Origin of the sequence: Cryobacterium sp. HLT2-28 (assembly GCF_004402495.1) — a bacterium.
Classification (GTDB): Bacteria; Actinomycetota; Actinomycetes; order Actinomycetales; family Microbacteriaceae; genus Cryobacterium; species Cryobacterium mannosilyticum.
In genome coordinates this window covers 82,732-106,575 of the sequence record NZ_SOFH01000017.1, presented here as the reverse complement: position 1 = coordinate 106,575, position 23,844 = coordinate 82,732, and the positions used below count along the sequence as shown (strand labels likewise).

General features: G+C 65.3%; 23 protein-coding genes and 1 pseudogene. 16 read left to right on the top strand and 8 right to left on the bottom strand.

The genetic code is table 11. The features are described from left to right. Window positions 1-171 precede the first annotated feature (171 nt). Window positions 172-816 carry a TetR/AcrR family transcriptional regulator gene (locus tag E3O48_RS07315; RefSeq protein ID WP_166788645.1) on the bottom strand — a complete coding sequence of 215 codons (645 nt, stop codon included), beginning with the start codon at window positions 814-816 and terminating at the stop codon, window positions 172-174. Window positions 817-998: 182 nt separating this feature from the next. On the opposite strand from E3O48_RS07315, the gene pdhA reads away from it, so the two are divergent. The 4 genes from pdhA to E3O48_RS18320 all read left to right on the top strand — a co-directional run bounded on the left by pdhA (window position 999) and on the right by E3O48_RS18320 (window position 5,096). After that, the gene (pdhA, locus tag E3O48_RS07310) at window positions 999-2,102 is read left to right on the top strand and encodes a pyruvate dehydrogenase (acetyl-transferring) E1 component subunit alpha (RefSeq protein WP_241982441.1); all 1,104 of its coding nucleotides are present in this window, start codon (window positions 999-1,001) and stop codon (window positions 2,100-2,102) included. Between the two features lie 5 nt (window positions 2,103-2,107). Next, window positions 2,108-3,115, top strand: coding sequence for an alpha-ketoacid dehydrogenase subunit beta (locus tag E3O48_RS07305; protein WP_370249449.1), 1,008 nt, complete (start codon window positions 2,108-2,110; stop codon window positions 3,113-3,115). Further along, on the top strand, window positions 3,112-4,416 hold the full coding sequence (locus E3O48_RS07300) for a dihydrolipoamide acetyltransferase family protein (protein ID WP_174774768.1): 1,305 nt from the start codon (window positions 3,112-3,114) through the stop codon (window positions 4,414-4,416). Before E3O48_RS07305 ends, E3O48_RS07300 begins: the two co-directional genes overlap by 4 nt. Before the next feature lie 89 nt (window positions 4,417-4,505). Further along, entirely contained in the window at window positions 4,506-5,096 is a 591-nt protein-coding gene (locus E3O48_RS18320; RefSeq protein WP_134537897.1) for a hypothetical protein, read from the top strand. 280 nt (window positions 5,097-5,376) lie between these two features. Here E3O48_RS18320 and E3O48_RS07290 read toward each other — a convergent pair whose 3' ends face one another. Continuing rightward, complete coding sequence (locus E3O48_RS07290) at window positions 5,377-5,709, bottom strand: cupin domain-containing protein (RefSeq protein ID WP_134537896.1); 333 nt, start codon at window positions 5,707-5,709, stop codon at window positions 5,377-5,379. Window positions 5,710-5,712: 3 nt separating this feature from the next. Continuing rightward, complete coding sequence (locus E3O48_RS07285; RefSeq protein ID WP_134537895.1) at window positions 5,713-6,822, bottom strand: tellurite resistance/C4-dicarboxylate transporter family protein; 1,110 nt, start codon at window positions 6,820-6,822, stop codon at window positions 5,713-5,715. A gap of 115 nt (window positions 6,823-6,937) precedes the next feature. On the opposite strand from E3O48_RS07285, the gene E3O48_RS07280 reads away from it, so the two are divergent. Then, window positions 6,938-7,063 (top strand): SDR family oxidoreductase, encoded by a 126-nt coding sequence (locus E3O48_RS07280; RefSeq protein ID WP_134537894.1) that lies wholly within the window; start codon window positions 6,938-6,940, stop codon window positions 7,061-7,063. Window positions 7,064-7,450: 387 nt separating this feature from the next. On the opposite strand, the gene E3O48_RS07275 is transcribed toward E3O48_RS07280, so the two are convergent. After that, window positions 7,451-8,098 (bottom strand): metalloregulator ArsR/SmtB family transcription factor, encoded by a 648-nt coding sequence (locus tag E3O48_RS07275; protein ID WP_134537893.1) that lies wholly within the window; start codon window positions 8,096-8,098, stop codon window positions 7,451-7,453. Window positions 8,099-8,210: 112 nt separating this feature from the next. On the opposite strand from E3O48_RS07275, the gene E3O48_RS07270 reads away from it, so the two are divergent. From E3O48_RS07270 to E3O48_RS07245, 6 genes and pseudogenes are all read left to right on the top strand, one after another. Beyond that, on the top strand, window positions 8,211-9,440 hold the full coding sequence (locus E3O48_RS07270; protein ID WP_134537892.1) for an NAD(P)/FAD-dependent oxidoreductase: 1,230 nt from the start codon (window positions 8,211-8,213) through the stop codon (window positions 9,438-9,440). 2 nt (window positions 9,441-9,442) lie between these two features. Further along, complete coding sequence (gene tal, locus E3O48_RS07265; protein ID WP_134537891.1) at window positions 9,443-10,573, top strand: transaldolase; 1,131 nt, start codon at window positions 9,443-9,445, stop codon at window positions 10,571-10,573. 2 nt (window positions 10,574-10,575) lie between these two features. Continuing rightward, a pseudogene (gene ribA / locus E3O48_RS07260) lies at window positions 10,576-11,169 on the top strand (GTP cyclohydrolase II); the annotation flags it as partial. A gap of 342 nt (window positions 11,170-11,511) precedes the next feature. Then, on the top strand, window positions 11,512-13,368 hold the full coding sequence (ctaD, locus tag E3O48_RS07255) for a cytochrome c oxidase subunit I (protein WP_134537889.1): 1,857 nt from the start codon (window positions 11,512-11,514) through the stop codon (window positions 13,366-13,368). Then, on the top strand, window positions 13,365-13,736 hold the full coding sequence (locus tag E3O48_RS07250) for a DUF488 domain-containing protein (RefSeq protein WP_134537888.1): 372 nt from the start codon (window positions 13,365-13,367) through the stop codon (window positions 13,734-13,736). Before ctaD ends, E3O48_RS07250 begins: the two co-directional genes overlap by 4 nt. Before the next feature lie 404 nt (window positions 13,737-14,140). Beyond that, window positions 14,141-15,181 carry an NAD(P)H-dependent flavin oxidoreductase gene (locus E3O48_RS07245; RefSeq protein ID WP_370249404.1) on the top strand — a complete coding sequence of 347 codons (1,041 nt, stop codon included), beginning with the start codon at window positions 14,141-14,143 and terminating at the stop codon, window positions 15,179-15,181. 92 nt (window positions 15,182-15,273) lie between these two features. On the opposite strand, the gene E3O48_RS18315 is transcribed toward E3O48_RS07245, so the two are convergent. Then, on the bottom strand, window positions 15,274-15,351 hold the full coding sequence (locus E3O48_RS18315; RefSeq protein WP_370249447.1) for a hypothetical protein: 78 nt from the start codon (window positions 15,349-15,351) through the stop codon (window positions 15,274-15,276). Between the two features lie 550 nt (window positions 15,352-15,901). Between E3O48_RS18315 and E3O48_RS07235 the strand changes: the two genes are divergently transcribed. From E3O48_RS07235 to E3O48_RS07225, 3 genes are all read left to right on the top strand, one after another. Next, on the top strand, window positions 15,902-16,198 hold the full coding sequence (locus E3O48_RS07235) for a helix-turn-helix domain-containing protein (protein WP_134537887.1): 297 nt from the start codon (window positions 15,902-15,904) through the stop codon (window positions 16,196-16,198). After that, the gene (locus tag E3O48_RS07230) at window positions 16,195-17,442 is read left to right on the top strand and encodes a type II toxin-antitoxin system HipA family toxin (RefSeq protein ID WP_134537886.1); all 1,248 of its coding nucleotides are present in this window, start codon (window positions 16,195-16,197) and stop codon (window positions 17,440-17,442) included. The genes E3O48_RS07235 and E3O48_RS07230 overlap by 4 nt, the downstream gene beginning before the upstream one ends. A 198-nt stretch (window positions 17,443-17,640) precedes the next feature. Next, entirely contained in the window at window positions 17,641-19,977 is a 2,337-nt protein-coding gene (locus tag E3O48_RS07225; protein ID WP_134537885.1) for a bifunctional diguanylate cyclase/phosphodiesterase, read from the top strand. Window positions 19,978-19,990: 13 nt separating this feature from the next. On the opposite strand, the gene E3O48_RS07220 is transcribed toward E3O48_RS07225, so the two are convergent. After that, window positions 19,991-20,920 carry an ornithine cyclodeaminase family protein gene (locus E3O48_RS07220; RefSeq protein ID WP_134537884.1) on the bottom strand — a complete coding sequence of 310 codons (930 nt, stop codon included), beginning with the start codon at window positions 20,918-20,920 and terminating at the stop codon, window positions 19,991-19,993. Window positions 20,921-20,979: 59 nt separating this feature from the next. Further along, window positions 20,980-21,555 (bottom strand): TetR family transcriptional regulator, encoded by a 576-nt coding sequence (locus E3O48_RS07215; protein ID WP_134537883.1) that lies wholly within the window; start codon window positions 21,553-21,555, stop codon window positions 20,980-20,982. Between the two features lie 214 nt (window positions 21,556-21,769). On the opposite strand from E3O48_RS07215, the gene E3O48_RS17610 reads away from it, so the two are divergent. Together E3O48_RS17610 and E3O48_RS07210 are read left to right on the top strand one after the other, a co-directional pair. Further along, window positions 21,770-21,931: a hypothetical protein gene (locus E3O48_RS17610; RefSeq protein WP_166788643.1), complete on the top strand. Its 162-nt coding sequence runs from the start codon at window positions 21,770-21,772 to the stop codon at window positions 21,929-21,931. Window positions 21,932-22,082: 151 nt separating this feature from the next. Continuing rightward, on the top strand, window positions 22,083-22,979 hold the full coding sequence (locus tag E3O48_RS07210) for a carbohydrate kinase family protein (protein ID WP_134537882.1): 897 nt from the start codon (window positions 22,083-22,085) through the stop codon (window positions 22,977-22,979). Window positions 22,980-22,984: 5 nt separating this feature from the next. Here E3O48_RS07210 and arsM read toward each other — a convergent pair whose 3' ends face one another. Continuing rightward, window positions 22,985-23,797, bottom strand: coding sequence for an arsenite methyltransferase (arsM, locus tag E3O48_RS07205; protein WP_134537881.1), 813 nt, complete (start codon window positions 23,795-23,797; stop codon window positions 22,985-22,987). Window positions 23,798-23,844: the final 47 nt, after the last annotated feature.

The window sequence follows — 23,844 nt, the reverse complement described above, 5'->3', positions numbered from 1 at the left end:
GGTTTCAGGAAGGCTGGACCCCAACGCCGCAGCGCCAGCACATTGCCGGCAGGTCAGCCTCGACCAGCGCACCGCATTCCGGACACACTCGCTCGAGCCAGCAGACAGGGTCACCACGGGCGGGAACGTCACGCGGGTTGCCGTCCATCACGATCCTCCCGATAGTCGAGGTCACTGATCGTTCTCGGTGATTGCGGGGTGCTCGACGTCCGCGCTGTTCGTCAGACAGATGAGCGCTAGTGCCGACTGTGCGTGGATCGTGGCCTCGGCAGCCGTCACCGGACCCAGCAGCCCGAGTAGCCGCCGCCGATAGTCCTCACCCAGAAGCAGTGCGTAGAGCGATTCCGCACGGGTTGCAACAGCCGGGCCGTGCTCGGCTCGAAGTTGGTCCGCCAGGCGCCTGATGTGCTGCATGTCGCCGTTGTCGTGGAGGTTTCGAGCGAGTTCCGGAAACCGTAGCGATTCGGCGATCACGAGCCGGTGCAGCCCAATCATCTGGGCTGAGTGCAAGCCATACACGATGCGCGTGGCCAGTGATTCCAGGGTCTCTGGAACCATTGACTCGCCGCTGACGTTCGCGGCGAGGCGTCGTTGCATCTCGGTGAACAGACCGTCCTTGTTGCCGAAGTAACTGTAGATGGTGCGTTTGGTGACCCGGGCCGCGACCGCTATCCGGTCGACCGTCGCGTTGCCGAAGCCGTAGCCGAGAAAGATCGGCAGGGCGGCATCCAGGATCTGCCCTCGACGTTCGATGCGCCCCGCCTCTGTGGGACGGCCGCGTCTGCGAACGGTGTGCGCTGTGGTCGCTGGGTCCACGGTGAGCCCTTCGGATGTGGGAAGAATTCTTACCTCAAACGTACTCTTCGATGTAGAATGAAACCAATTCGTATCATTAAAGATTGCTACGACTCGTCGATCCCCGACCTTACGAAGGCCGAGCAGGGAGTGCTCCTATGTCCACGCGTCCGCGAACAACAGCGGCCCCCAAGACCTCCCGGGTGCCGCAGGTGCCCATACCGCCCGCGCGGTCGGTGGAACGTGCCCCAGCCTCGCCACTGGCCGAAGAGGGAACCGGCAAACGCTGGGTCGGTTTCTACCGCCAGATGATGCTCATTCGCCGGTTCGAGGAGCGAGCGGCGCGGGCCTACACTCAGGCGATGATCGGCGGATACTGCCACCTGAATCTTGGCGAGGAGGCCGCAGTCGTCGGACTCATGGCGGCGCTTCGCCCGAGCGACTACCTTTTCACCAACTATCGCGAGCATGGTTACGCGATAACTCGCGGCATCCATCCCAATCGGGTGATGGCGGAGCTGTATGGCCGGGCCGATGGCGTGTCCAAGGGGTGGGGTGGGTCCATGCACATGTTCGATTTTGAGAAGCGGATGCTGGGCGGTTACGGCATCGTCGGCGGTCAGATCCCCCTCGCCACGGGAGCAGCCCTGGCCATCGACTATCGCAGTGGGGATGAGATCGTCCTGTGCACGATGGGCGACGGAACGACGAACATCGGGGCCTTCCACGAATCCCTGAACATAGCGTCACTCTGGAATCTGCCAATCGTGTACGTCGTCATCAACAACGCGCTGGGGATGGCCACGACGGTCGAGAAGTCTTCCGCGGAGCCCGATCTCTACAAGAGGGCATCCGCCTACCGGATGGCGTCCGAACGCGTCGATGGTCTCGATCCCCTCGCCGTGTTCGAGGCGACCGAACGGGCGGTCGCGATGGCTCGTGCCGGCAAGCCGTTCCTACTCGAAGTCGTGACCGAGCGGCTCCGAGGACACTCCGTCGTTGACCCCGCAAAGTACCGTTCAGCCGAAGAGATGATCCAGGTGAAAGAGCGAGACCCGGTTCCTGCCTTTGCGGCGACGCTCCTCGCGGACGGACTGCTCGACGAGCAGGAATTGGCGTCCATCGACCAGGACGCAATCGCACAGGCGGCCGCGGCCGCGGCATTTGCCGAAAACAGTCCATTCCCCGACGTGTCGACCCTCTTCGACTACACCTACGCCACACCTGTCGCAAACGACTCCCATCGGTTGCCAGGGCAACCTCTGTTCGAACCTGCACCAATCCCCGAGTACGGAGTCAGCCAGTGAGCATCATGACCTATCGACAGGCGCTGCACGATACTCTGCGCTCGGAAATGCACCGGGACACGGACGTGTTCTTGATGGGCGAGGAAATCGGCCTCTTCGAAGGCGCCTACAAGATCACCGCCGGACTGCTCGACGAATTCGGTGAGAAGCGTGTCAGGGACACCTCCATCGCCGAAGAGGGCTTCACCGGTGCCGCCATCGGTGCCGCAATGCTTGGTCTCCGCCCCGTCGTCGAGATCATGACCATCAACTTCTCCCTGCTAGCCCTCGACCAGATCGTGAACCACGCTGCCAAAATATACGGCATGTTCGGCGGACAGGCCAGGGTTCCCCTGGTCATCCGTACGCCGGGTGGCGGTGGCCAGCAGCTGGGTGCGACTCACTCGCAGAACATCGAGCTCTTCTATGCCTTCGTGCCCGGGATGAAGGTCGTGGCGCCCAGCACACCCGCCGACGCCAAGGCGCTTCTGATCGCGGCGATTCGGGACAACGACCCGGTTCTCTTCCTGGAGAATCTGTCCTTGTACAACAACAAGGGGGAGGTGCCCGACGGTGACGTGCCGGCTGAGATCGGTAAAGCAGCCGTCACCCGTCGGGGGAGCGACATCACCCTGATCGGCTATTCGCGGATGGCCTATGTTGCGTCTCAGGTTGCGGAACGGCTCGCGGAATCGGACGGCCTGGACATCGAGGTCATCGACCTGCGCAGCCTGCGTCCGCTCGACCGGGAAACGGTCGTGGAGTCAGTGAAGAAGACGCATGCCGCCGTCATCCTTGAGGATGATTGGCTGACCTACGGAATCGGCGCTGAGATCGCGGCGACCATCTCCGACGGCGCCTTCGACTATCTGGACGCGCCTGTTCGACGCGTCGCGATGGCCGAAGTGCCGCTGCCTTACTCAAAACCACTGGAGACAGCTGCGCTGCCGTCGGTCGATGACGTCATCGGCGCCATTCGCCAGACCCTCGATGCCGTCGGTCGTCGCCGCTACCCGATGGGTGCACAATCATGATCGAAATCACCATGCCCCGCCTCTCCGACACGATGGAGGAAGGCGCCATCGCCGTCTGGCACAAGCAGCCCGGCGACCGAGTCGAGGTCGGCGACCTGCTCGTCGAGATCGAGACCGACAAGGCCACGATGGAATATGAAGCCTACGAGGCCGGCACTCTGTCCGAGCATCTTGTGCCCGAGGGCAAATTGGTCTCCATCGGCGTGCCCATCGCACTGCTCGACGACGGCAAGCCGAGCACAGGTCCTGCGCCAGGGGCGACGCCCGCCGCCGCGGCCGATTCTGCCGCGACGGCCCCTGTCGTGTTGACCGAGGATGCCCCCGCGAGCCCCGACTCGGCACCTGCTTCGGCCACCGAAAAGGCCTCCGGGGGAAGCGATCGCCTCTTTGCCTCGCCGCTGGTGCGCAAACTCGCACGGGAGCACCATCTCGACCTGAGCCAGGTGCGCGGCACGGGGCCCGGCGGTCGAATCATCCGGGCGGATACCGACGAACTGCTCGCGCAGGCGACGGGTCCCGGTCCTGGCGCGCTCAGCACATCGGTGACCGCTGCGCCCGCTGCGGAAACTTCCGCAGTCGCGCATGAGGCCGACGACAAGCGTGCATCCGAGGCCGTCCCGCTCAGTAATATGCGCCGCATCATCGCACGACGGCTGGGCGAGAGCGCCCGCAGCATCCCGCACTTCTTCGTCACGGCCGCAGCGGACGCGGAGAATCTGGTGCAGTTGCGCACTGACCTGAACGCGCAGCTTGTTCTGGCCGGCCGACCGAGGGTGAGCATCAACGACCTGCTGATTCGGGCGAGCGCGCTCGCCCTGCGCGAGCACCCCGAGGTGAATGCGTCCTATATCGATGACCCGAGCGGCGAGATGCTGGTGCACCACCGCGTCAACATCGGTGTGGCAGTCGCCTCCGGCAATGGCCTCGTTGTTCCCGTCATCGAGGACGCGGACCAGAAGACGGTCAGCCAGCTCGGCACGGAGGCCAAGGCCCTGGTCATGCTGGCCAACGCCAAGAAGCTCACGCCGGCCCAGATGTCGGGCGGAACCTTCACGATCAGCAACCTCGGGATGTTCGGCGTGGAGCAATTCACCGCGATCATCAACCCGCCCGAAGGGGCGATCCTGGCTGTCGGCGGCACCACCCCCGAAGCGGTCGTGGTGGGCGGCGAAATCGTCGTCCGGCACAGGATGCGCTACACCCTGTCGGCGGACCATCGGATCATCGACGGCGCCGTGGCCGCGCAGTTCCTGCAGACCCTGACCCGCCTGATCGAGACTCCGTGGACAATCATCGCCTGACGGCCGATGGGACCGGCCACTCGAATGACGGGTCGGTCCCGGAGCGATTTCCCGGGAGTCCTCGAGATGAGGGCGGGATCGAACGAGCCATGTTGCAAGACGAAACGAGGAGTTACAAATTGGTAAGAATGAGTCTGGAAGTGGAACTCAACCCAGGTGAAGTGTCGAAATACCGGCGTCACGTGAATGGCAAGGGGCTTGTTTCCCCCGGTGCTCGTGTCTACCCCAGCGCCTTTGTCTCGAGCGCAGCCTATGTAGAGAGCGGAGCCCAGGTCGGGCCGGGCTCGTGGATCGGGCAGGGGAGTTGGATCGATCACCGGGCGATCATCGGCGCGGGAGTATTCATTGGAGCCAACGTGCATGTTGGACCTGATGCGGTCGTCGGCAACCAAGCGCGCCTGGGCAGCTACACGCAGGTCGGCCGAGGTGCCTTTATCGCAGACGGAGCGATCGTCGACCACGAAATTCAGGTTCCCGACTTCACCGACGTCGGTGCGGCACCTGCCGCAGGAGCGCGCGGCGTTTCGCCTGTCAATCCACAGGGGTCGCCGAGTCCCGACCGTGCTGGATGGCGTCGGACCTGGAGAGCCCGGCGCAGGTCCTCACTTGCCCTCCCGAGTCCCTCGGTACTGGAGTCAGCCGAGGCATCCTCTTGTTGCTCGTGCCTGGAAAGGCACTGAACGACTGCCCGCGCAACGCTCCACGTATTCGCTGGGACACTCCTGACGATCGCCACTACTGGCCTGTTGGCTCCTCGGCGACTCACTCGATACATTTCTCGGCGGAACTGCTCGAGGCTCAGCAGGGCTCATCCTGGATGCGCCACTGTGCATGTCTTGCGGCACCGCTATGCGACCGTTGGATTCGTGCTACGCCTGCGAAAGCTGTGGCAGCACGAGTGGCTGCAGCTGAGGCAGCTATTCACTCCCGCACCGGCCGGGTTCAGCCAAGCGCCATGGCCTAGCCCTTTTTGGCGACGGTCATCAGGACCGTGGAATCTTCAATCGCGGCGAGGCTATGGCGTGCATCAGGAACGATCAGGAGATCCCCGGTGCGGCCTTCCCAGACGACGTCGTCCATTCTCAGCTGTACCCGCCCGCTGAGGACGTAAATTGTTGCCTCGCCCGGATTCTCATGCTCGCTCAGGGACCTCCCGTCGAGCAGGGCGATGACCGTTTGACGCATGATCTTCTCGTGACCCCCGAAGACCGTGTCGGCTGCGCGACCACTCGTGCTGTTGGTGGCGGCCTTGAGCTGTTGGCGGGCGAGCGCCTCGATCGAGATTTTCTGCACTGTTCAGTCCTCACTCTCTCCATCCGCCGGCGAAAGCCGGCGCGTCGGGGTAATCGGCTTCTCACGTTCTCCACGAAGGTATCCGCCATCCCTGAGCGGCTGACGGACCATTGCGGTGAACACGGTCACCCAGACGGCCAGGGCCACCCAGAGTGAGGCGGTCCCGATCTGTCCAACCAGCGGAAGTTTGTCGGCCTGGCCGAGATAGATGCCGGCGACGGCGTACATTCCGACCGGGAACGCGATACTCCAGAGTGTTGCTCCATAACGGAGGGGTAGGCGGCGCTTGACATGACGCCAGAACCCGACCGCGATGAGCACGGGGACAAGCCAGGTGGCGAACGCCCAAAACATGACGGAGACACCTCCAACAAGGCCTCTTGTCGCGCTCACCATCGGTGCGTCTGCCATCTCGACGATTCGTGCGCCCGCCAACACCGTGATCGCACAGGCGCCCATGGATACCCAGTACGGCGCGTCCATGTCCTTCGGGCGGATTTCGTACAGCACCAGTCGCAATGCGACGAAAACACCCACGGCTCCATAGAGGAAGATGCCCACAGACCAGGACAGGATGGCAAGGACCGCGAGCAACGCCCGTGCATCCCCAGATGCGGGCTCCAAGGCGGCTGCCACGACGGCGACCGATTGGCTTGCGACAACCCAGATGAACCAGGTGCCGTTCGCAGCGCCGAGTACGGGCCGCGCCGTATGGCCCAAGACAGCGAGCCAGGGGACTACATAGCCGAGTAGTAGCCAGGTGAGGCCGGAAGCCCCCAGAAGCGTCGCGGCCGCCGCGAACCAGCCCTCGATGGCCAGGCGCGCGGCCAAGACGTTGGTGCCGGCCACGAAAGTGAAGAACTGAAAGCCCCGGTGCGGATCGTGCAAGTCTTCGAGGAAGGCGACCCGATAGGCGACGAACCGCCATCCGGTCAGCACGATGAGTACCAGGTAGGCCGTGGCACACACGATCAGGAGGGCGACACTGAGCGTTCGGACGCCGATCAGGTGCATCCCAACCGAAATGATTCCCGTGGCCATGACCAGCGCGAAGTAGCCCGGAGGCATCCCACGGACAGCGGAACCCACGCGCGTGCCACCCTCAGACGCCATTTTCACAGCCTAACGCTCTGACTCGCTAGACCAGATTCAGCGAGAAGACGAGGGTGAAACGTAGCGGTAATATTCAATGCCCTTGTCGTGGAAATAGGGCCGTCCACTTGACCCTGTGCCGCTGAAACGGCAAGCCAGCCCGACAGAAATCGCCCCGATGATAGTGTTCCTCTGCGCCGCCGCCTCCTACATCACAGGAGCAGCTTTGGTCGTCGATGGCGGATTAACCGCCATTCGTTGAGTCTGTGGATCCGTAAGGCTGTGCAGTCCATGTGCCGTCGGCGGCGGCCTATCCTTTTCACCTGGTCATCCATGGCCGACGTGCAAATTCCTAGGTCCTTGCGTCCAAGGCAGTGTGCGCAGGCGTCGTCGTCGACGAGACAGGCCGCATACGCTCTCTTCCAGTTTGCCCGTAGCCTCGGGGACGGGTGGGGCGCTGATCGCAGCTCACCCGCTGGTGGCTTGGGGTCACGGGCCGGTTTTCGCTGGCCACGTGGGAGCCCGTGTGGGTCTCAGCGGCGTTGAGCATGGAGGCGAGGTTTCGCGCACCGGCGTAGATCGCCGCGGTGCCGAGCGCCTGGGCGACGTCTGCTTGCCGGCAATCTTCGTCAGAGCTTCATTTTCTCTTCTATGCGCCGATCTGCACGCAGCATCGTCCTTCACCTGGGTCGAAACGGATTTCCTCTTCGCCTTCCGCCGCACCTTGCAGTAGCGCCAGATTCGCTTGACAGATTATTTCCGTGTGGCTCAAGGCAAGCCGGTGAAAGGGACAGTTGGTGAGCACCTTGCCCCCGTGAACCCTGTCGTGGGGCTCGTAGCCTGTGTCCGAGAGCATCGCGGCGAACGACCCTGCGCTGATTCGCAGTGCGCGGCCACGGGCGGTCGATACCCGAATGAGTGCCTGGCGGATGGGTTCGGAGGTTCGGTCCGATTCCTCGATCGCCGAGCTGAGCAGGTCTGCAGCGAGATCGTAGTGTCGCTCCGGTAGGGAGACGACAACTTCGGCCCTGGTGGGTCGGTAGAGCTTTGAGGGTCGTCCCGCGCCGGGACCGGTCCGGCCTGTTCGGCGCTGGAACTCAGTTGTGAGCAGACCGCTTTCGACCAGGCGGTCCAAGTGGAATGCAACCGTTCCGCGCGGGATGCCCAATGCTGTGGCGGCTTCGTCTCGCCCGATCGCCGTTTCACTGCGTACTGCGAAATCGAAGAGTGATCTGCGAACGGGGTCGTTGATCGAGGCCACTGCAGCGATGTTATCGAGCCGGGCTTGTGGATTCATGTGGTCAGCCTATCTCTAAAATAGTTAATCTTGACAAAAGAATGTGGATGCTTCTACAGTCGTGATATCCGAGAGCGGAGAACGCTCGACACCCAAATCGAAAAGAGCGACAATGTCCGGCTCAAGAAACTTTGTCATCGTCGGTGCCGGCCTGGCGGGCGCTTCAGCGGCCAGGACGTTGCGGGAGGAAGGGTTCACGGGCCGAGTGCGTCTGATCGGAGCAGAGACACACAGACCATATATCCGTCCGCCGCTTTCGAAGGACTATCTAAGCGGTGCGTCGGACCGCGCGTCGGTGTTCGTCAACCCGGACACGTGGTACTCGGAGAACGAGATCGAATTCTCTTCCAACACGACGGCGGAGAAGCTTGATTTTGCTCGTCGCGAGCTCGGGCTCGCAAACGGCGAGGTCGTCAGGTACGACAAGCTCCTTCTTGCTACCGGTTCGTCGCCGCGGACGCTGACGATTCCGGGGGTGGAGCTCGACGGTGTGCGGTACCTTCGCACGCTTGAGGACTCAGACGCGCTGCGTGCCCAGCTGGCCGACGGCGGAAAGAGGCTCGTTCTGATCGGGTCTGGCTGGATCGGCATGGAAGTCGCGGCGACCGCACGGTCGCTGGGCAACGAGGTGACAATCCTCGAACGCGATCCGGTCCCGTTGGCGAATGCGCTCGGTGACGAGCTCGGCCAGATGTTCGCCGATCTGCATGTGGAGAACGGGGTGAAGCTCCGGCTCTCCGTTGTGGTGGACAGCATTGTGGGCTCAGATGGGCGAGTGAGTGCGGTGATGCTAGCCGGCGGAGAAGTCGTTCCGGCAGACCTTGTCCTTGTCGGTGTCGGCGCGACTCCGAACATCGGCCTGGCCGTCGGCGCAGGACTCGATGTCGACAATGGAGTGATCGTCGATGCCTCGCTTCGGACCAGCAATCCGGACGTCTTCGCCGCTGGCGATATTGCGAACGCATATCACCCGCTGGCCGACATACGCCTGCGCAGCGAGCACTGGGCAAACGCGTTGAACGGTGGCCGCACGGCCGCCCGCGCGATGCTCGGCGCTGACGTCTCGTACGAGGACATTCCGTACTTCTATACTGACCAATTCGATCTGGGAATGGAGTACTCGGGGTTCGGCCCGCTCACCCGTGGGGCCCAGGTCGTCTTTCGAGGAGACCGACGTGCACGCAAGTTCATCGCGTTCTGGCTAGCTTCCGGTCGAGTAGTTGCTGGAATGAACGTGAACGTCTGGGATGTGAACGACGCCCTGCAGGGCCTCATTCGCCGCGGCAAGCACGTGGAAGCTCAGGATCTCGAAAACACTGAAATCCCGTTGGACGCGGTTTGAACATGAATGCGACACGAGACACCCCATCGAGCTCGCCCACTGATGCGCTCTCCAAGGAAGGGGTCAGCATCTGGCTGGACGACCTCTCAAGAGAACGGATACTTTCTGGGGGGCTCCGGATGCTCATCGCTGAACGCCATGTCGTCGGCATCACCACGAACCCCAGCATCTTCGCGGCGGCACTATCCACCGGCGACGCGTACGACGCGCAAATATCTCACCTGGCCGCAGCCGGCACCACCTTGGCCGAGGCCGTATGCGAACTCACCACCGACGATGTTGCCGCGGCGTGCGATATCCTGCGCCCCATTCTCGACAGCACCGACGGTATCGACGGATGGGTCTCGATCGAGGTAAGTCCGAACGTCGCCCACGACGCGGCGGGCACGGTTGACGAGGCCAAAAAGCTCAGGACGAAAATCGATCGGCCGAACGTCTACATCAAGATCCCTGCCACAGTCGAGGGTCTCGAAGCAATCACCACGGCGACCGCGCTCGGGATTAGCGTCAATGTCACCCTGATCTTCAGCCTCGTCCGTTATCGGGAAGTCATCTTCGCCTACCTCAGCGGGTTGGAGAGCGCGCGCGCCGCAGGCATCGATCTGCGGAGCATCCATTCCGTGGCGTCATTCTTTGTCTCCCGCGTCGACACCGAATTCGACAAGCTCCTCACCGCCATCGGCACCGACGCGGCGCAGACTGTGAAAGGGAAATCGGGTATCGCGAACGCGCGGCTCGCCTATCAGATCTTCCAGCACGAGTTCGAAACCGACCGTGCCAGAGAGCTACTTGCCGATGGCGCACACGTTCAACGGCCGCTGTGGGCGTCCACTGGGGTCAAGGACCCCTCGTTACCTGACACGACCTACGTGGTCGACCTTGTCGCGCCCGGAATAGTCAACACGATGCCGGAAAAGACACTCGCGGCAGTGTTCGACCATGGCAATATTCGGGGCAATTCCATTGCCGGCACCTATCGGTCTGCGCAGGCGGTTATGGACGCGATCACCGCGCTCGGTATCTCCTACGATGACGCCACCGCGACACTGGAACGCGAAGGAGTCGACAAATTCATCGCCTCGTGGAGGCAGCTTTCTGACACTGTCGATGCAGCGCTTCGGGCTGCGCGGTGAACGCGCGGGTGGTCTTCGAGGTCGAAACCCGAGTGCCCACAAAATATGGGCACTTTCAGTTTCGGGGATATCGGGATCTTGTCACCGGCGCGGAACACCTCGCTATCGTCTCGGGTCTCCTCGGTGACGGCGGGCTCGTCCGCGTTCATTCCGAGTGTCTCACCGGTGAGGCATTTTCGTCGCTGAAGTGTGAGTGTGGCCCGCAACTCGATGCGGCGCTCGACATGATCGCTCGATGCGGCGGGGTCGTCATCTACATGCGCGGCCACGAGGGGCGCGGTATCGGTCTCATCAACAAACTCAAGGCATATCGACTTCAGGAGTCTGGTTTGGACACGTTGGATTCCAACCTCGCGCTCGGACTCCCTGCCGATGAACGCGACTACTCAGCCGCTGTGGCGATTTTGGACGAACTTGGCATTCACTCGGTGCAGTTGATCACGAATACCCCTGACAAGCTTCACCAATTGGCTCGGGGCGGCATCGTCGTGGAGCGCGTGCCGCTCGTCGTCGGAGAAAGTCCGTTCAACACCGCTTACCTGTCGACCAAGCAGGCACGAATGGGACACCTGCTAGGTGCGACGACCCCTGCGTGACCGATCCCTGTTTGGGTCTGAACCTGTTCCATTGAGGCTTCGTTCCTGCGGGGCGCAGGCGTCCTGACCCACTGAGTGCGGCCGCAACGGTCGCGGAGTCACAACCATTGCCAGCTTTAAAAATGAGCTATATCCTCACAATGTAGTGCACCTGGTCCCAGTCGTCGGGAGTGTGCGTCGCATCCCACAGCCGATGCGGAGCCGCAAGGTGCCGTCGGGAGGGAGAAGCGTGGAGAAATTCTTGCACCATACGAGCCAGGTCGAGGGCGTGTACGGCTGTCGACGGCTCACCCGCGCTCTCTTCGATCGGCTGTCTATCACAGGTGAGTGGGGTGCAAGAAGATGACCGAGCGGATTCAAGATCTGAGATCGGCCACGGTGACGGAACCCGCGAGTATCCCGCACCCGGGCCCGCCGTCTTCAGACCAGAAGGGCAACGTCCTGGTGCGGTGGATCACCTCCACCGACCACAAGGTCATCGGGTACATGTACCTGATCACCTCCTTCGTCTACTTCTGCCTCGCCGGCGTGATGGCCCTGGTGATCCGGGCCCAGCTGTTCGAGCCCGGCCTGCAGGTCGTGCAGACGAAAGAGCAGTACAACCAGCTCTTCACCATGCACGGCACGATCATGCTGCTGATGTTCGCGACGCCGTTGTTCTTCGGATTCGCGAACTCCCTGATGCCGCTCCAGATCGGCGCGCCCGATGTGGCGTTCCCACGGCTCAACGCGTTCTCCTTCTGGGCGTTCTTCTTCGGCAGCCTCATCGCAGTGGGCGGGTTCCTCACGCCGCAGGGAGCGGCATCCTTCGGCTGGTTCGCCTACCAACCGCTGGCGAGCACGACCTTCTCGCCCGGGGTCGGCGGCAACTTGTGGATGGTGGGCCTTGGCCTGTCCGGGTTCGGCACCATTCTCGGCGCCGTGAACTTCATCACCACGATCATCACCATGCGCGCGCCGGGCATGACCATGTTCCGGATGCCGATCTTCACCTGGAACACGATGGTCACCTCCATCCTCGTGCTGATGGCCTTCCCGGTGCTGGCCGCCGCGCTCCTCGCCGCCGCATCCGACCGGATCTTCCTTTCCCATATTTATGACCCGGCCAACGGCGGCGCCATTTTGTGGCAGCACCTGTTCTGGTTCTTCGGCCACCCCGAGGTGTACATCATCGCGCTGCCGTTCTTCGGCATCGTGTCCGAGGTGTTCCCGGTCTTCAGCCGCAAGCCGATCTTCGGTTACAAGACCCTGATCTACGCGACCATCTCCATCGCGGCACTGTCCGTCGCGGTCTGGGCGCACCACATGTACGTCACCGGTTCCGTTCTGCTGCCGTTCTTCTCCCTGATGACCATGCTGATCGCGGTACCGACCGGGGTGAAGATCTTCAACTGGATCGGCACCATGTGGCGCGGGTCGCTGACCTTCGAGACTCCGATGCTCTGGGCCCTCGGGTTCCTCGTCACGTTCACCTTCGGTGGGCTGACCGGTGTCATCCTCGCGTCGCCGCCGCTGGACTTCCACGTCTCCGACACCTACTTCGTCGTGGCGCACTTCCACTACGTTATCTTCGGCACCGTCGTCTTCGCCATGTTCAGTGGCTTCTACTTCTGGTGGCCCAAGTGGACCGGCAAGATGCTCAACGAGAGCCTGGGCAAGTGGCACTTCTGGCTCCTCTTCATCGGCTTCCACACCACCTTCCTCGTGCAGCACTGGCTCGGCGTCGTCGGGATGCCCCGCCGGTACGCGTCGTACTCGCCCGAAGACGGGTTCACCTGGATGAACCAGCTGTCGACGATCGGCGCGATGATCCTCGCCGTCTCGATGATCCCGTTCTTCCTGAACGTGTACATCACGGCGCGGAAGGCTCCGCTGGTCACCGTGAACGACCCGTGGGGCTTCGGCGCCTCGCTCGAGTGGGCGACGTCCTGCCCGCCGCCGCGGCACAACTTCACCTCGATCCCGCGCATCCGCTCCGAACGGCCCGCGTTCGACCTGAACCACCCAGAGGTGGCCATGACCGTCGGAATCGGTCCAGGTAAGGACGCGATAGATGCGCCCACCTATGACGCAGTCTCTAGAAGGGAGAACGAGATGAGTCGAAACGCAAGCCGGTCCTGGAATCAGGCAGTCTTCCCCGGCGTCGCTTCCGCCGCAGTGCCAGGGGTCACGGGTCCGACGCCCTCAGTGCTCTCATGACCATAGGGATCAAGCGCGTCTATGACGAAGTGTCCGACCACGACGGCTACCGGGTGTTGGTCGACCGTCTGTGGCCGCGCGGGATAACGAAAGAGCGTGCTCACCTCGATGCGTGGCTCAAGGACGTGGCCCCCTCGCCAGGACTGCGCATGTGGTGGAATCATGATTCGGAACGCCTCGAGGAGTTCGCCACTCGGTACCGCGCCGAACTTGACGGCGCCCCTGAGTCCGTCCGTGCCATCGCCGAGTTGCGCGCACTCGGGACGCGCAGCGCGACGACCATCACCCTCGTCTACGGCGCGAAAGACCCGCAGATAAACCATGCGCGGATTCTGGCCGAATACCTCGCCAATGACCCTGGCACCTGACATCATCGATGTCCCACTGGCCACGGTCGGTGCTCAATGGTGTCGGCGCGCCAAGCCAGTGCCCTTGCAGCTCACAGGTGCGGTGAGCCAAGGTTGCCAGACAGGCCTGACCAGGGTCAGAACCCGAGTGTCCGGATATCCTCACAGGCTGGCCGAGGGTGGATTCAGGGGGGTTGGACCTCGACGCCGCAGCGCCAGCACAATGCCGGTAGGTCCGCCTCGACCAGCGCGCCGCATTCCGGGCACACTCGTTCAAGCCAGCAGACGGGTTCACCGCGAGCTACGATCTCGCCCGGATTGCGTTGCCCAGCCATCAAGAACCTCCCAGTATTCGAGATCGTAGGCCTTCAGAGACGATCATGAAATAGTCACTTCCGAACGCGACATACGACGAAAGCGAACTCATGAATCCCGACAGTTCCTGGCGCGACACTCCAGCCACCCGATTGTTCGGTATTGAGATGCCGATCGTGCTCGGCCCTTTTGGCGGACTTTCTTCCGTTAAGCTCACCGCCGCGGTTAGCGAAGCGGGGGGCCTTGGGTCCTACGGGCTGTATGGCTACGACTACGACCGAATCACCACGACGGCGCGGGACCTGGCCCGTGCGACGTCGAAACCCTTCGCGCTCAATCTCTGGCTACCGCACGAGGAAAGCGACGAGACCCGTCCGGATGAGAAAACTTTTGGCCACTACCTCGACGTGTTGCGACCATACTTTGACGAACTCGAGGTGGAGTTCCCGCTGCGTCCAGCCGCCTACCTGCCCCCCTTCGACGAACAGCTTGCCGCGGCGCTCGAAGCGCGGCCGGCGGTGCTGAGTTTTGTCTTCGGTATCCCGTCGGCGCAGGTCCTCGACGCCGCGCGGGGGCTGTGCATCCTCACAGTTGGCACGGCCACGACCGTCGATGAGGCGATTGCTCTCGATAGTGCCGGCGTGGACGCCATCGTCGCTACTGGTATGGAAGCTGGTGGTCACCGCGTGTCCTTTCTTCGGAAACCCGAAGACTCACTCGTTGGCACCTTCGCTCTCGTGCCCCAGGTTGCGGACGCCGTTTCTGTTCCGGTCATTGCTGCCGGCGGGATCGCCGACGGCCGAGGCGTGGCGGCGGCGATCAATCTGGGTGCCCACGCGGTCCAGATCGGTACGGCGTTTCTCGCAACCGAGGAGTCCGAGGCCGCACCCGTGCACCGTGCCGCCATTGGCAGCGAGGGCGCCGGCCACACGGTCCTGACCAAGGCGTTGAGTGGCCGACTCGCCAGGGGGTCCCGAACCGCCTCACGCGCGACCTCGAAGACTCGGATCGAATCGCACCGTTTCCTGTGCAGAACTGGCTCACCGGACGTTTCCGTCCCACGGCCGCAGACCGCGGAGTCGGAGATCTCATGTCTCTGTGGGCGGGCCAGGGAGCGCCTCTGGTCCGGTATGGGAGCGCCCGTGCGCTGATCGACGACCTCCTCCGCACCGCAGACACGCTTCTGCACGGGCAGGGGAGCGAGACCGCGCCGTCCGAGCACCGCACCTATCCCCAGTGACGATCACACGATGATCGTCCAGGGGACCTCGATCAGACGGGTCAAAGTTTGCAGGAAGTGAGCGGCCAAGGCTCCATCGATGATCCTATGATCCGATGGTCACTGTGCCCTCTGAAAGTGGACTCGACGCACGCACCTTTATTCACCGTTTATTGCGTCGAGACCGGCCTAAGTGGGCAGAAGCATTTGGATAGAATCGGATCACCTCTTACCAGGAACTTCTAGTCCAGTCGAGGTTTGACGAGGTTTCGCGCTGTTGGTCCAACAGGTCGAATCGGGTCGAACGTAATCGTGGTGTCGCGGGTTCAATTCCCGCTCCCGCTACACATAAAGGCCCTGTGACCCAGAATTCCATCGGTCACGGGGTCTTTCTTTTTTTCGGGAACCACCCCGAACGCGAGAGGGTCAGCAGCTCGCGGGCCACTACCCGAGTGTCGAAGCCCTCGAATCCGCCCGGCGAATCCTCACTGGTGAACTCAGCGCCGAAGACGCCGAACTCCAGCTCAACGCGGCCCTGGCACATCGTCGCCGAGGAGCATTACGCCACGAACTACCGCTAGTAATGACCGCTTTGCTAGCCACTAACCGCTATAGTGGCCGTAATAATCGTCATTAAGTCCGGAGGCGTTCCATGGTAGTAGACCTGCCCAATGCGATCCTCAGATCCGCCGGCGAGATCGGTCAGGACTTCGCCGGCTGGCGGAAGATCCTCGGGCTCACGGCCGCCCAGGTCGCAGACCGAGCCGACATCAGCCGGGACACGCTTCGCAAGCTCGAGCACGGCGATCCGGGCGTGAGCTTCCACGTCGTGCTTCGCGTAGCCCGCGCCCTGGGGATCCTCGAGACGCTCACCAAGGCGCTGGAGCCACTTGACACCGATCTCGGCCGAGCACGAGCAGGCCAGCTCGAGCGGAAGCGCATTCGATGACCCTCTACGACGCACTCGAGGTGCACGTCGAACTCGCCGGAGAGACGGTGCTCGCTGGCCGCGCGCAATTCCACCGTAGCCGCGGTAACCTCACCTCGACGACGTTCCACTACGACCAGAGCTACCTTGCTCACACCTCCGCATACCCGCTCGACCCGGCGCTTCAGCTCGTCTCCGGCACCCAACAGACACAGGGCCTGCCCGGAGCGTTCTCGGACTCAGCGCCGGACCGCTGGGGGCGCAACCTCATCAAGAAACGCGAGCGACTCCTCGCGCGCGCAGAGTCTCGCCGGCCGCGAGACTTCGATGACGCGGACTTCTTAGCCGGGGTCAGCGACGTCACCCGGCAAGGTTCTCTGCGATACCGGGCTGAACCAGGCTCTGCGTTCCTCGAGCCGGACCACACCGTGCCCCGGCTGCTCAGCCTTCCCGAACTTCTCAATGCAGCCGACACAGCGTCAGGAGACACAGGCGACGACGGCTACGAGGCCCTCAAGCTGCTCCTGGCCGCGGGAACGGGCTCCCTCGGAGGCGCTCGACCGAAAGCTGCCGTGCTCGACAACGACAGCCGCCAGCTCATCGCGAAGTTCCCACACCCGGAAGACGAATGGGACGTCATGGCTTGGGAGGCGACCGCGCTGGACCTCGCGGCCGCGGCCGGAGTGCCCGTGCCCCCTCGCCGGCTCGTACGCGTCGATGGACGACACGTGCTCCTGCTCAACCGGTTCGACCGCACAGAGAACGGCGGCCGAATCGGCTACTCAAGCGTGATGACCATGCTCGTGCACCGTGATGGCGAAAGCGCCGACTACGTCGACATCGCCGACATCCTCGCCGAGGTCAGTGCCCAGGCGAAGGAGGACTCGCTCCAGCTGTTCCGTCGCGTCGCAATCAGCGTCGGGCTGAACAACACCGACGACCACCTCCGCAATCACGGGTTCCTCCACGGCCGCGGAGGATGGACACTCAGCCCGGCGTTCGACGTGAACCCGAACCCGCATCCAGGGCTGCGGCAGACCACGATCGCTGGTGCTGACTCACCCGCGGATGAGTCCGAGGGGCTCATGGAGCTCGCCCGACCTTGTCGGCTATCCGCAGCCGAAGCACGGGCAGTGCTTGCTGAGGTCGCCGACGAGGTCAGCCGGTGGAGAGAAGTCGCCATAGGCAACGGCGTGCCGCAGTCGCAGATCGCCAGGTTCGAGGCGTCCTTCGCCACGGGTCTCAGCACGCTGCGCGCGGCGTAGCCGGTCCCGCCTGGGCGCCGGCGGCGCTCACCCACTGGATCGCGCATCCCGCCCCGATAATCGCACTTATCCGCACTATCGGTGTCGGTTCGAACTTCTGTGCACGGGCTGACACCCGTTCTGGGTGAGCGGCGACGAGGGTGCGGGGTCGCCCGTCGGCTAGCGTGAGGTCAACGGAACTCGCGGGGGGCGAAGATGTTGAGCATTTCCACACGACGCCGGGAATCCTGGCGTCCCACGGGCGCCAGGCGCTGGCTGGTCTGGGCCATGTGGCTGGTCGTCGCCTGTTACGTCCTGGTGCTGCTGATCCCGGGCGAGGGATTCAACCCGTCGTTGGACGGCTGGTTGTCCGCGCTGGCGATGTGGATGTCCACCCTCGTCTGTTGGACCGCCGTGGCCAGGTCCCGGTTCATGCGCGCCCCGCTCGCCCTGTGCGCCGCCGGCGTGACATCGTACGCCCTCGGCGACAGCTACTACATCCTCTCCGCTCCGATCGGCGGCAGTCCGCCCTTTCCCTCTCCGGCTGACATCGGCTACCTGCTGTTCAGTCCCCTCATCCTGGCCGGCCTGACAGCGGTCGTGCACCGCCAGGCCAGGACGTTCCCGTGGTCGGCGCTGCTGGACAGCACGGTGGGCTCCTTCGGCGCCGCGGGAGTGCTTGCCGTGGTCCTGAGCCCGATCCTGGAGTCCGCGGCCAGCGGGCCGCTGTCGTCCGCGACCGTCGTGGGGGTCGCCTATCCCCTGGCCGACCTGTTCCTGGTAGCCGCCGTGGTGGGGATCGCCGCGTCTCCGCGGCTGGCGCCGGGTCGCTGGATCCTCCTGGCCGGCGGACTGTTGATCTTTGCGGCCACTGACGCCGCCTACGCACTGCTCCAGCACTCCGCCGCCTACGAGGGTGGAACGCCGCTGGACGCCGGCTGGGCCGTGGGGCTCGCCTTCATCGCGGTCTGGGCCAACGAGCTGCCCCGCGGGGGCGGCCCGGCGAATCCCGCCGTCGCAGGGGCCGGCCCGCTTGCCGTGCCGACCGTGGCGACGGCGGCCGCCCTCGGCATCCTGCTGCTGGCGAGCCAGGGGAGTGTGCCGGGCCTGGCGGTCGTCCTGGCCGGGCTGACGATCCTCCTGGCTGGGGTGCGCACCCAGCTGGCCTTCCGGCGAGTGGTCAAGGTCGCGGACCTCCGGCTCCTGGCCAGGACGGACGACCTGACCGGGCTGCCCAATCGCCGCGCCCTGCATTCGGACGTGCCGTTGCGGCTGGCCGCCCGCCGGGGCGGGCGGAGTGCGCTGCTCCTGCTCGATCTCGACCGTTTCAAGGAGGTCAACGACAGCCTCGGACATGACATCGGGGATCTCCTGCTGGTTCAGATCGGAACCCGTCTGTCGGAGCAGCTGCGCTCCGGCGATCTACTGGCACGGTTGGGCGGAGACGAGTTCGCGGTGCTCCTGGACGACGCCGGGCCCGACGCGGCCGTGCTCGCCGCCGGCCGGTTGCGCGCGGCGATGGCGGCACCGTTCACCCTCGCGGGCATCTCCCTCCAGGCCAGCGCCAGCGTCGGAATCGCCCTGTTCCCCGACCACGGTGATGACCTGACCACCCTGCTGCGCAAGGCCGACATGGCGATGTACAAGGCCAAGGCCGCGCGCAGCGGCCACCACGTCTACGTCGATTCCGATGACAACCGAGGCCAGGAACGGTTGCGCACCCTCCAGGAACTGCGGGTGGCGCTCGCCGAGGATCAGCTCGTGCTGCACTACCAGCCCAAGATCGAGCTTGCCACGGGCCAGGTCCGGGGAGTCGAGGCCCTCGTGCGCTGGAACCACCCGCGGTTGGGCCTGCTCTACCCGGGCACGTTCCTGGCCCTCGCCGAGGAGACCGGGCTCATGCGCGATCTGACGACAATCGTTCTTCGCCTCGCCTTGGACCAGGCCGCAACCTGGCAGCGGCAGGGCACTCCGCTGTCGGTCGCGGTCAATTTCTCGGCCAGCTCCCTGGTCGACGCCGGCCTGCCCGAACGCATCGGCGCGATGCTCGAGGCGAGGGGGCTGCCCTCCTCCGTATTGACGGTGGAGATCACCGAGGAGTTCCTGATGGACGACCGGGACCGCGCCCGCGACATCCTGGGCCGGCTGCGGAGGAGTGGTGTGCGCGTCTCGGTCGACGACTTCGGCACCGGGTACAGTTCGCTGGCCTACCTGCGCGAACTCCCCATCGACGAGCTCAAGCTCGATCGAGCCTTCGTCTTCCCGATGTCCGACGATCCGCGCGCCGCGGCACTGGTGTCCTCCACCATCGACCTCGCGCACAGCCTGGGGCTGATCATGGTCGCCGAGGGCGTTGAGGATGCCGTGGCCTGCGACGACCTCACCCGCTACGGGTGCGACCAGGCCCAGGGCTACTTCCTCTGCCGCCCCGTGCCTGCCGCCGAGCTGGACGGCTGGCTGGCCGAACACCGACTGGCCGCGGCCGGCCCGGGTGCGGTCCTCGACCCGGGCGGCATGCCCTCCATCGCCGGAACGGCGGCGGGGCCCGGGAGGTGACGGGGCGGCCGGGTCACCGGGCCTGGAACACCGCCGTGGCCACGACCAGGTCCTCCCAGGACATGCCGGAGCTCGTGAACACGCGCGGGCGGCCCCGGTCGACCGGGATTCGCCCGGTCACGATGGAGCGGAACGGCACGAGGGAGCCGGCTGCGACGACGCCCTCCTCGATCGGGATGATCACGTCGCCGCCCTCCCGGAGGGCGACCGCCGCGTCCTCGACCACGACCTGTGCGCGGGCGATGAGGGCCGAGGGCAGCTCGCGGGCGTCGGGTTCGTGCGATCCGACGGCGACGGTGCACGAGTCATCCGGCACCAGGGTTCCGTCGAAGAGCGGGGTGCGCGCGGTCGTCGCGCAGACGATCAGTTGGGCGTCACCGACGTGGGCGGCCGTGCCGACGCCCGCGGCCTGACCGGATTCCCGCACCTGGGCGGCGAGGTCCTCGGCCCGGCCCAGGTTTCGGGCGACGATCGTGACCTGGCCGATCTCGCGGATGCCGCGCATCGCCTCGATGTGACCCCAGGCCTGCGGCCCGGAACCGAACACGACCATCCGGTCGATTCCGGCGGGCGCGAGGTGGTTCGCGGCCGCGGCGGAGACGGCGGGGGTGCGCAGGGTGGTGAGGGCGGCGCCGTCGAGGATCGCCACCGGGCCGAGCGTCGCCGCGTCCAGCAGCAGGTAGACACCCTGGATCCGCTCCCGGCCGAGGGCCGGGTTGCCCGGGGCGACCGTGGCGACCTTCACGCCGGCGAACCGCGCCGCCTGGGCCGGCATCAGCAGCAGCTGGCCATGGTCGAGGTCGAGGATGCCGCGGTCGAAGTCCCGCGCCGGATCGAGCCCACCCGCGAGTGCCTCGTCGATCGCGCGCGCCGCGGCTCGGAAGCCGACCCGGCGGAAGATCTCGGCCCCGGTGATCCAGGGTGGTCCGGTGGTTTCGGTCATGAAGACTCCCGTCGTGGTGGGTGGGGCTCGCCTCCGTCGTCGGGAGCGGGCAGAGGGGCTCAGCGCGTGGGGCCGGGGTCGGTGAGCCGGGAGACGATTGCGGTCACGGCCGTGCGCATCTCGGCGAGCCGGGCCGGGCTCGGTGAATCGTCATGGGCCTGCATGAGCGGCCAGAGCGAGGTGACCAGCGTGATCGCGGCGAGCAGATCGGCGGGGGAGAGCAGTGCCGAGACGGCGCCGCCGTCCTGGGCGCGGGCGAGAGCCTCCGCCTTGGCGGTCTCGGCGGCGACGATACCGGCCACCCGCATCCCCTGGCCGTCGCGTTCGAGCCGATCCCAGAGCGCCAGGCGCACGACCTCGGGGTGGGTGCAGTACCGGTCGAAGAGCCGGCCGGCGTAGCAGGCGAGGTCGGTCGTGTCGATGGGGGTGGCCGTGACCATCTCGGCGACAAGGGAGTCGAAGATCGTCTCGAACAGCCGGTCCTTGTTGCCGAAATAGGTGTAAAGCAGGCTCTTGTTGCAGCCCGCGCTCGCCGCGATCCGGTCGACCCGCGCACCGGCGATGCCCCGCTCGGCGAATTCGGCGGTCGCCGCCTCGAGGATGCGCCGCCGGGTGCCCTGGGAATCTCGTGCCATGCACCGAGCTTACTAACTGGTTGGTTGAGTGCCGCGTCGACCGGATGATCGGGATCGCGACCGTCCTCGGGGAGGCCGGCTGCCTCGACGTGCTCGTCAACAACGCCGGCTCGGAAATTCCTGAGCCGGTTGCTGCCCGAACCGACCGGATCGGATTATGCTGCCGGTTACCGGGGAGGTCCCCCGGCAGTAGAGCAAAGTGAGGTCGGCAATCATGAACCTGTTACTGGTCATCATCGCAATCGTGGCGGTCGTGCTTCTCCTCACCGGCGGTTTCGTGCAATCCCTGCAGTTCCTGCTCTGGGTCGGGGTCGTGCTTCTCGTCATCGCCGTGATCATGTTCCTGGTCCGGTCGATCTCGGGCCGGCGCACCTGACGAACACCGCACTGGACAACAGAAGGGCCGCCCGGAGATCGGGCGGCCCTTCCTCGCTCGTACGTCCTTCGTCCTACGTCCGCGGACCCGGGGTCGTAGGCTGGGCGCAAGGACGAGCTGATCACTCGCGGATCAGGGGAGATACGACCGAATGACTGAATCCAACCGTGTCGTCGTCGTCGGCGACGCCCTCATCGACGAACTCCGCGACGCCGAGTCCCTGCGCGAATTCCCGGGTGGCGCGGCCCTGAACGTGGCCGTCGGCCTCGCGGTGCTCGGCGTTCCGACGACGCTCATCGCCATGGTCGGCGACGACGCGGACGGCGCGGTGCTGCGGGAAGCCCTCGCCGCTCACGACGTCACCCTGATCGCCACTCCCGGCCCGCACGGCAGCTCCCGCGCCACCTCCGACCGCACCGACGGCGAGCCGCGCTACGCGTTCAACGAGGCCGCGAAGAAGCGCCGGATCGAGTTCGGGCCCGCGGAACGCGCCGCCCTCGACGCCGCCCGTCTCGTCGTCGTGAGCTGCTTCCCGTTCGACGACACGGCCCAGACGGATGCCTTCCTGTCCGCCGTCGCCGACCCGGAGGCGCGCCTGGTGATCGACCCGAACCCGCGCGCCGGCATGCTCGCCGACCGCGAGGCGTTCGTGCGCAATTTCGAGCGCGCCGCCGCCCGCAGCCTGCTGACCAAGGTCGGCGATGACGACGCCGAGCTGCTCTACGGCAGCACCCTGGCCGAGCTGCGAGCGCGGCTCGTGGCCGCCGGAACCCACCACGTGCTGGCGACCGCCGGCCGCGACGGGGCGACGATCGAGACCGACGACGGCCTGCTCGTGAGCGAGCCGATCACCCCGCTGCCCGGCGCGGTCGTCGACACGATGGGCGGGGGTGACGCGACCCTCGCCTCCAGCGTGCAGACGTTCCTGACCCGGGGCGTGCCGGCCGATGCCGCGGGCTGGCAGCGACTGCTGGCCGATGCCATGCGCATCGCGGCCGCCACCTGCCGCGAGGAGGGTGCCCTGCTGCGGGTGCCGCCCGTCGTCTGACGGGATCAGGCGGCGAGCGGCTTGACGGCTCGCACGATCGCGCCGTGCATGCCGGGGGCGACCTCGTGGGTGAGGCTGACGCTCACCTGCTCGAAGCCGGCCAGGCCGAGTTCGTTCGTGTACTCCTGCACCGAGAGGGCACCGGCGATGCAGCCGACGTGCGAGCCGCGTGAGGCGCGGTCCGCCGGGCTGAGCTGGTTCTCGGCCACGACGTCGGACACGCCGACCCGGCCGCCCGGAACGAGCACCCGGAACATCTCCCGCAGCACGGCCGGCTTGTCGGTGGACAGGTTGATCACGCAATTGGAGATCACGACGTCGATGCTCTCCCCGGGCAGCGGGAGGTCCTCGATGGTGCCCTTCCGGAACTCGACGTTCTCGGCGTGGGCGGCCGTGGCGTTGGCCCGGGCCAGGTCCAGCATCTCGTCGGTCATGTCGACACCGTAGGCGAAGCCGGTCGGGCCCACCCGGCGGGCGGAGAGCAGCACGTCGATTCCGCCACCGGAGCCGAGGTCGAGCACGGTCTCCCCGGTGCGGAGATCGGCGACCGCCGTGGGGTTGCCGCAGCCGAGGCTGGCCAGCACCGCCGCCTCGGGGAGGTCGTCGGTCGAGGCGGGGTCGTACAGCGCGGCGCCGAAGACGAGGCTCTCGTCGACGAACGCCGGTCCGCAGCAGTCGGCCGCGGCATCCGCCGCGTCGCCGGGTCCGCAGCAGGCGGTGGATGCGGCCGGGGTCCCGTCCCGCCGGGTCACGGCGAGGGCCGCGCCGGCATAGCGGGCGCGCACCGCCTCGCGCACGGTGTCGGTGTGCTCACTCATGTGGCTCTCCCTCGGTGCATTGATCGTTGTCGATGCAATCATCCACC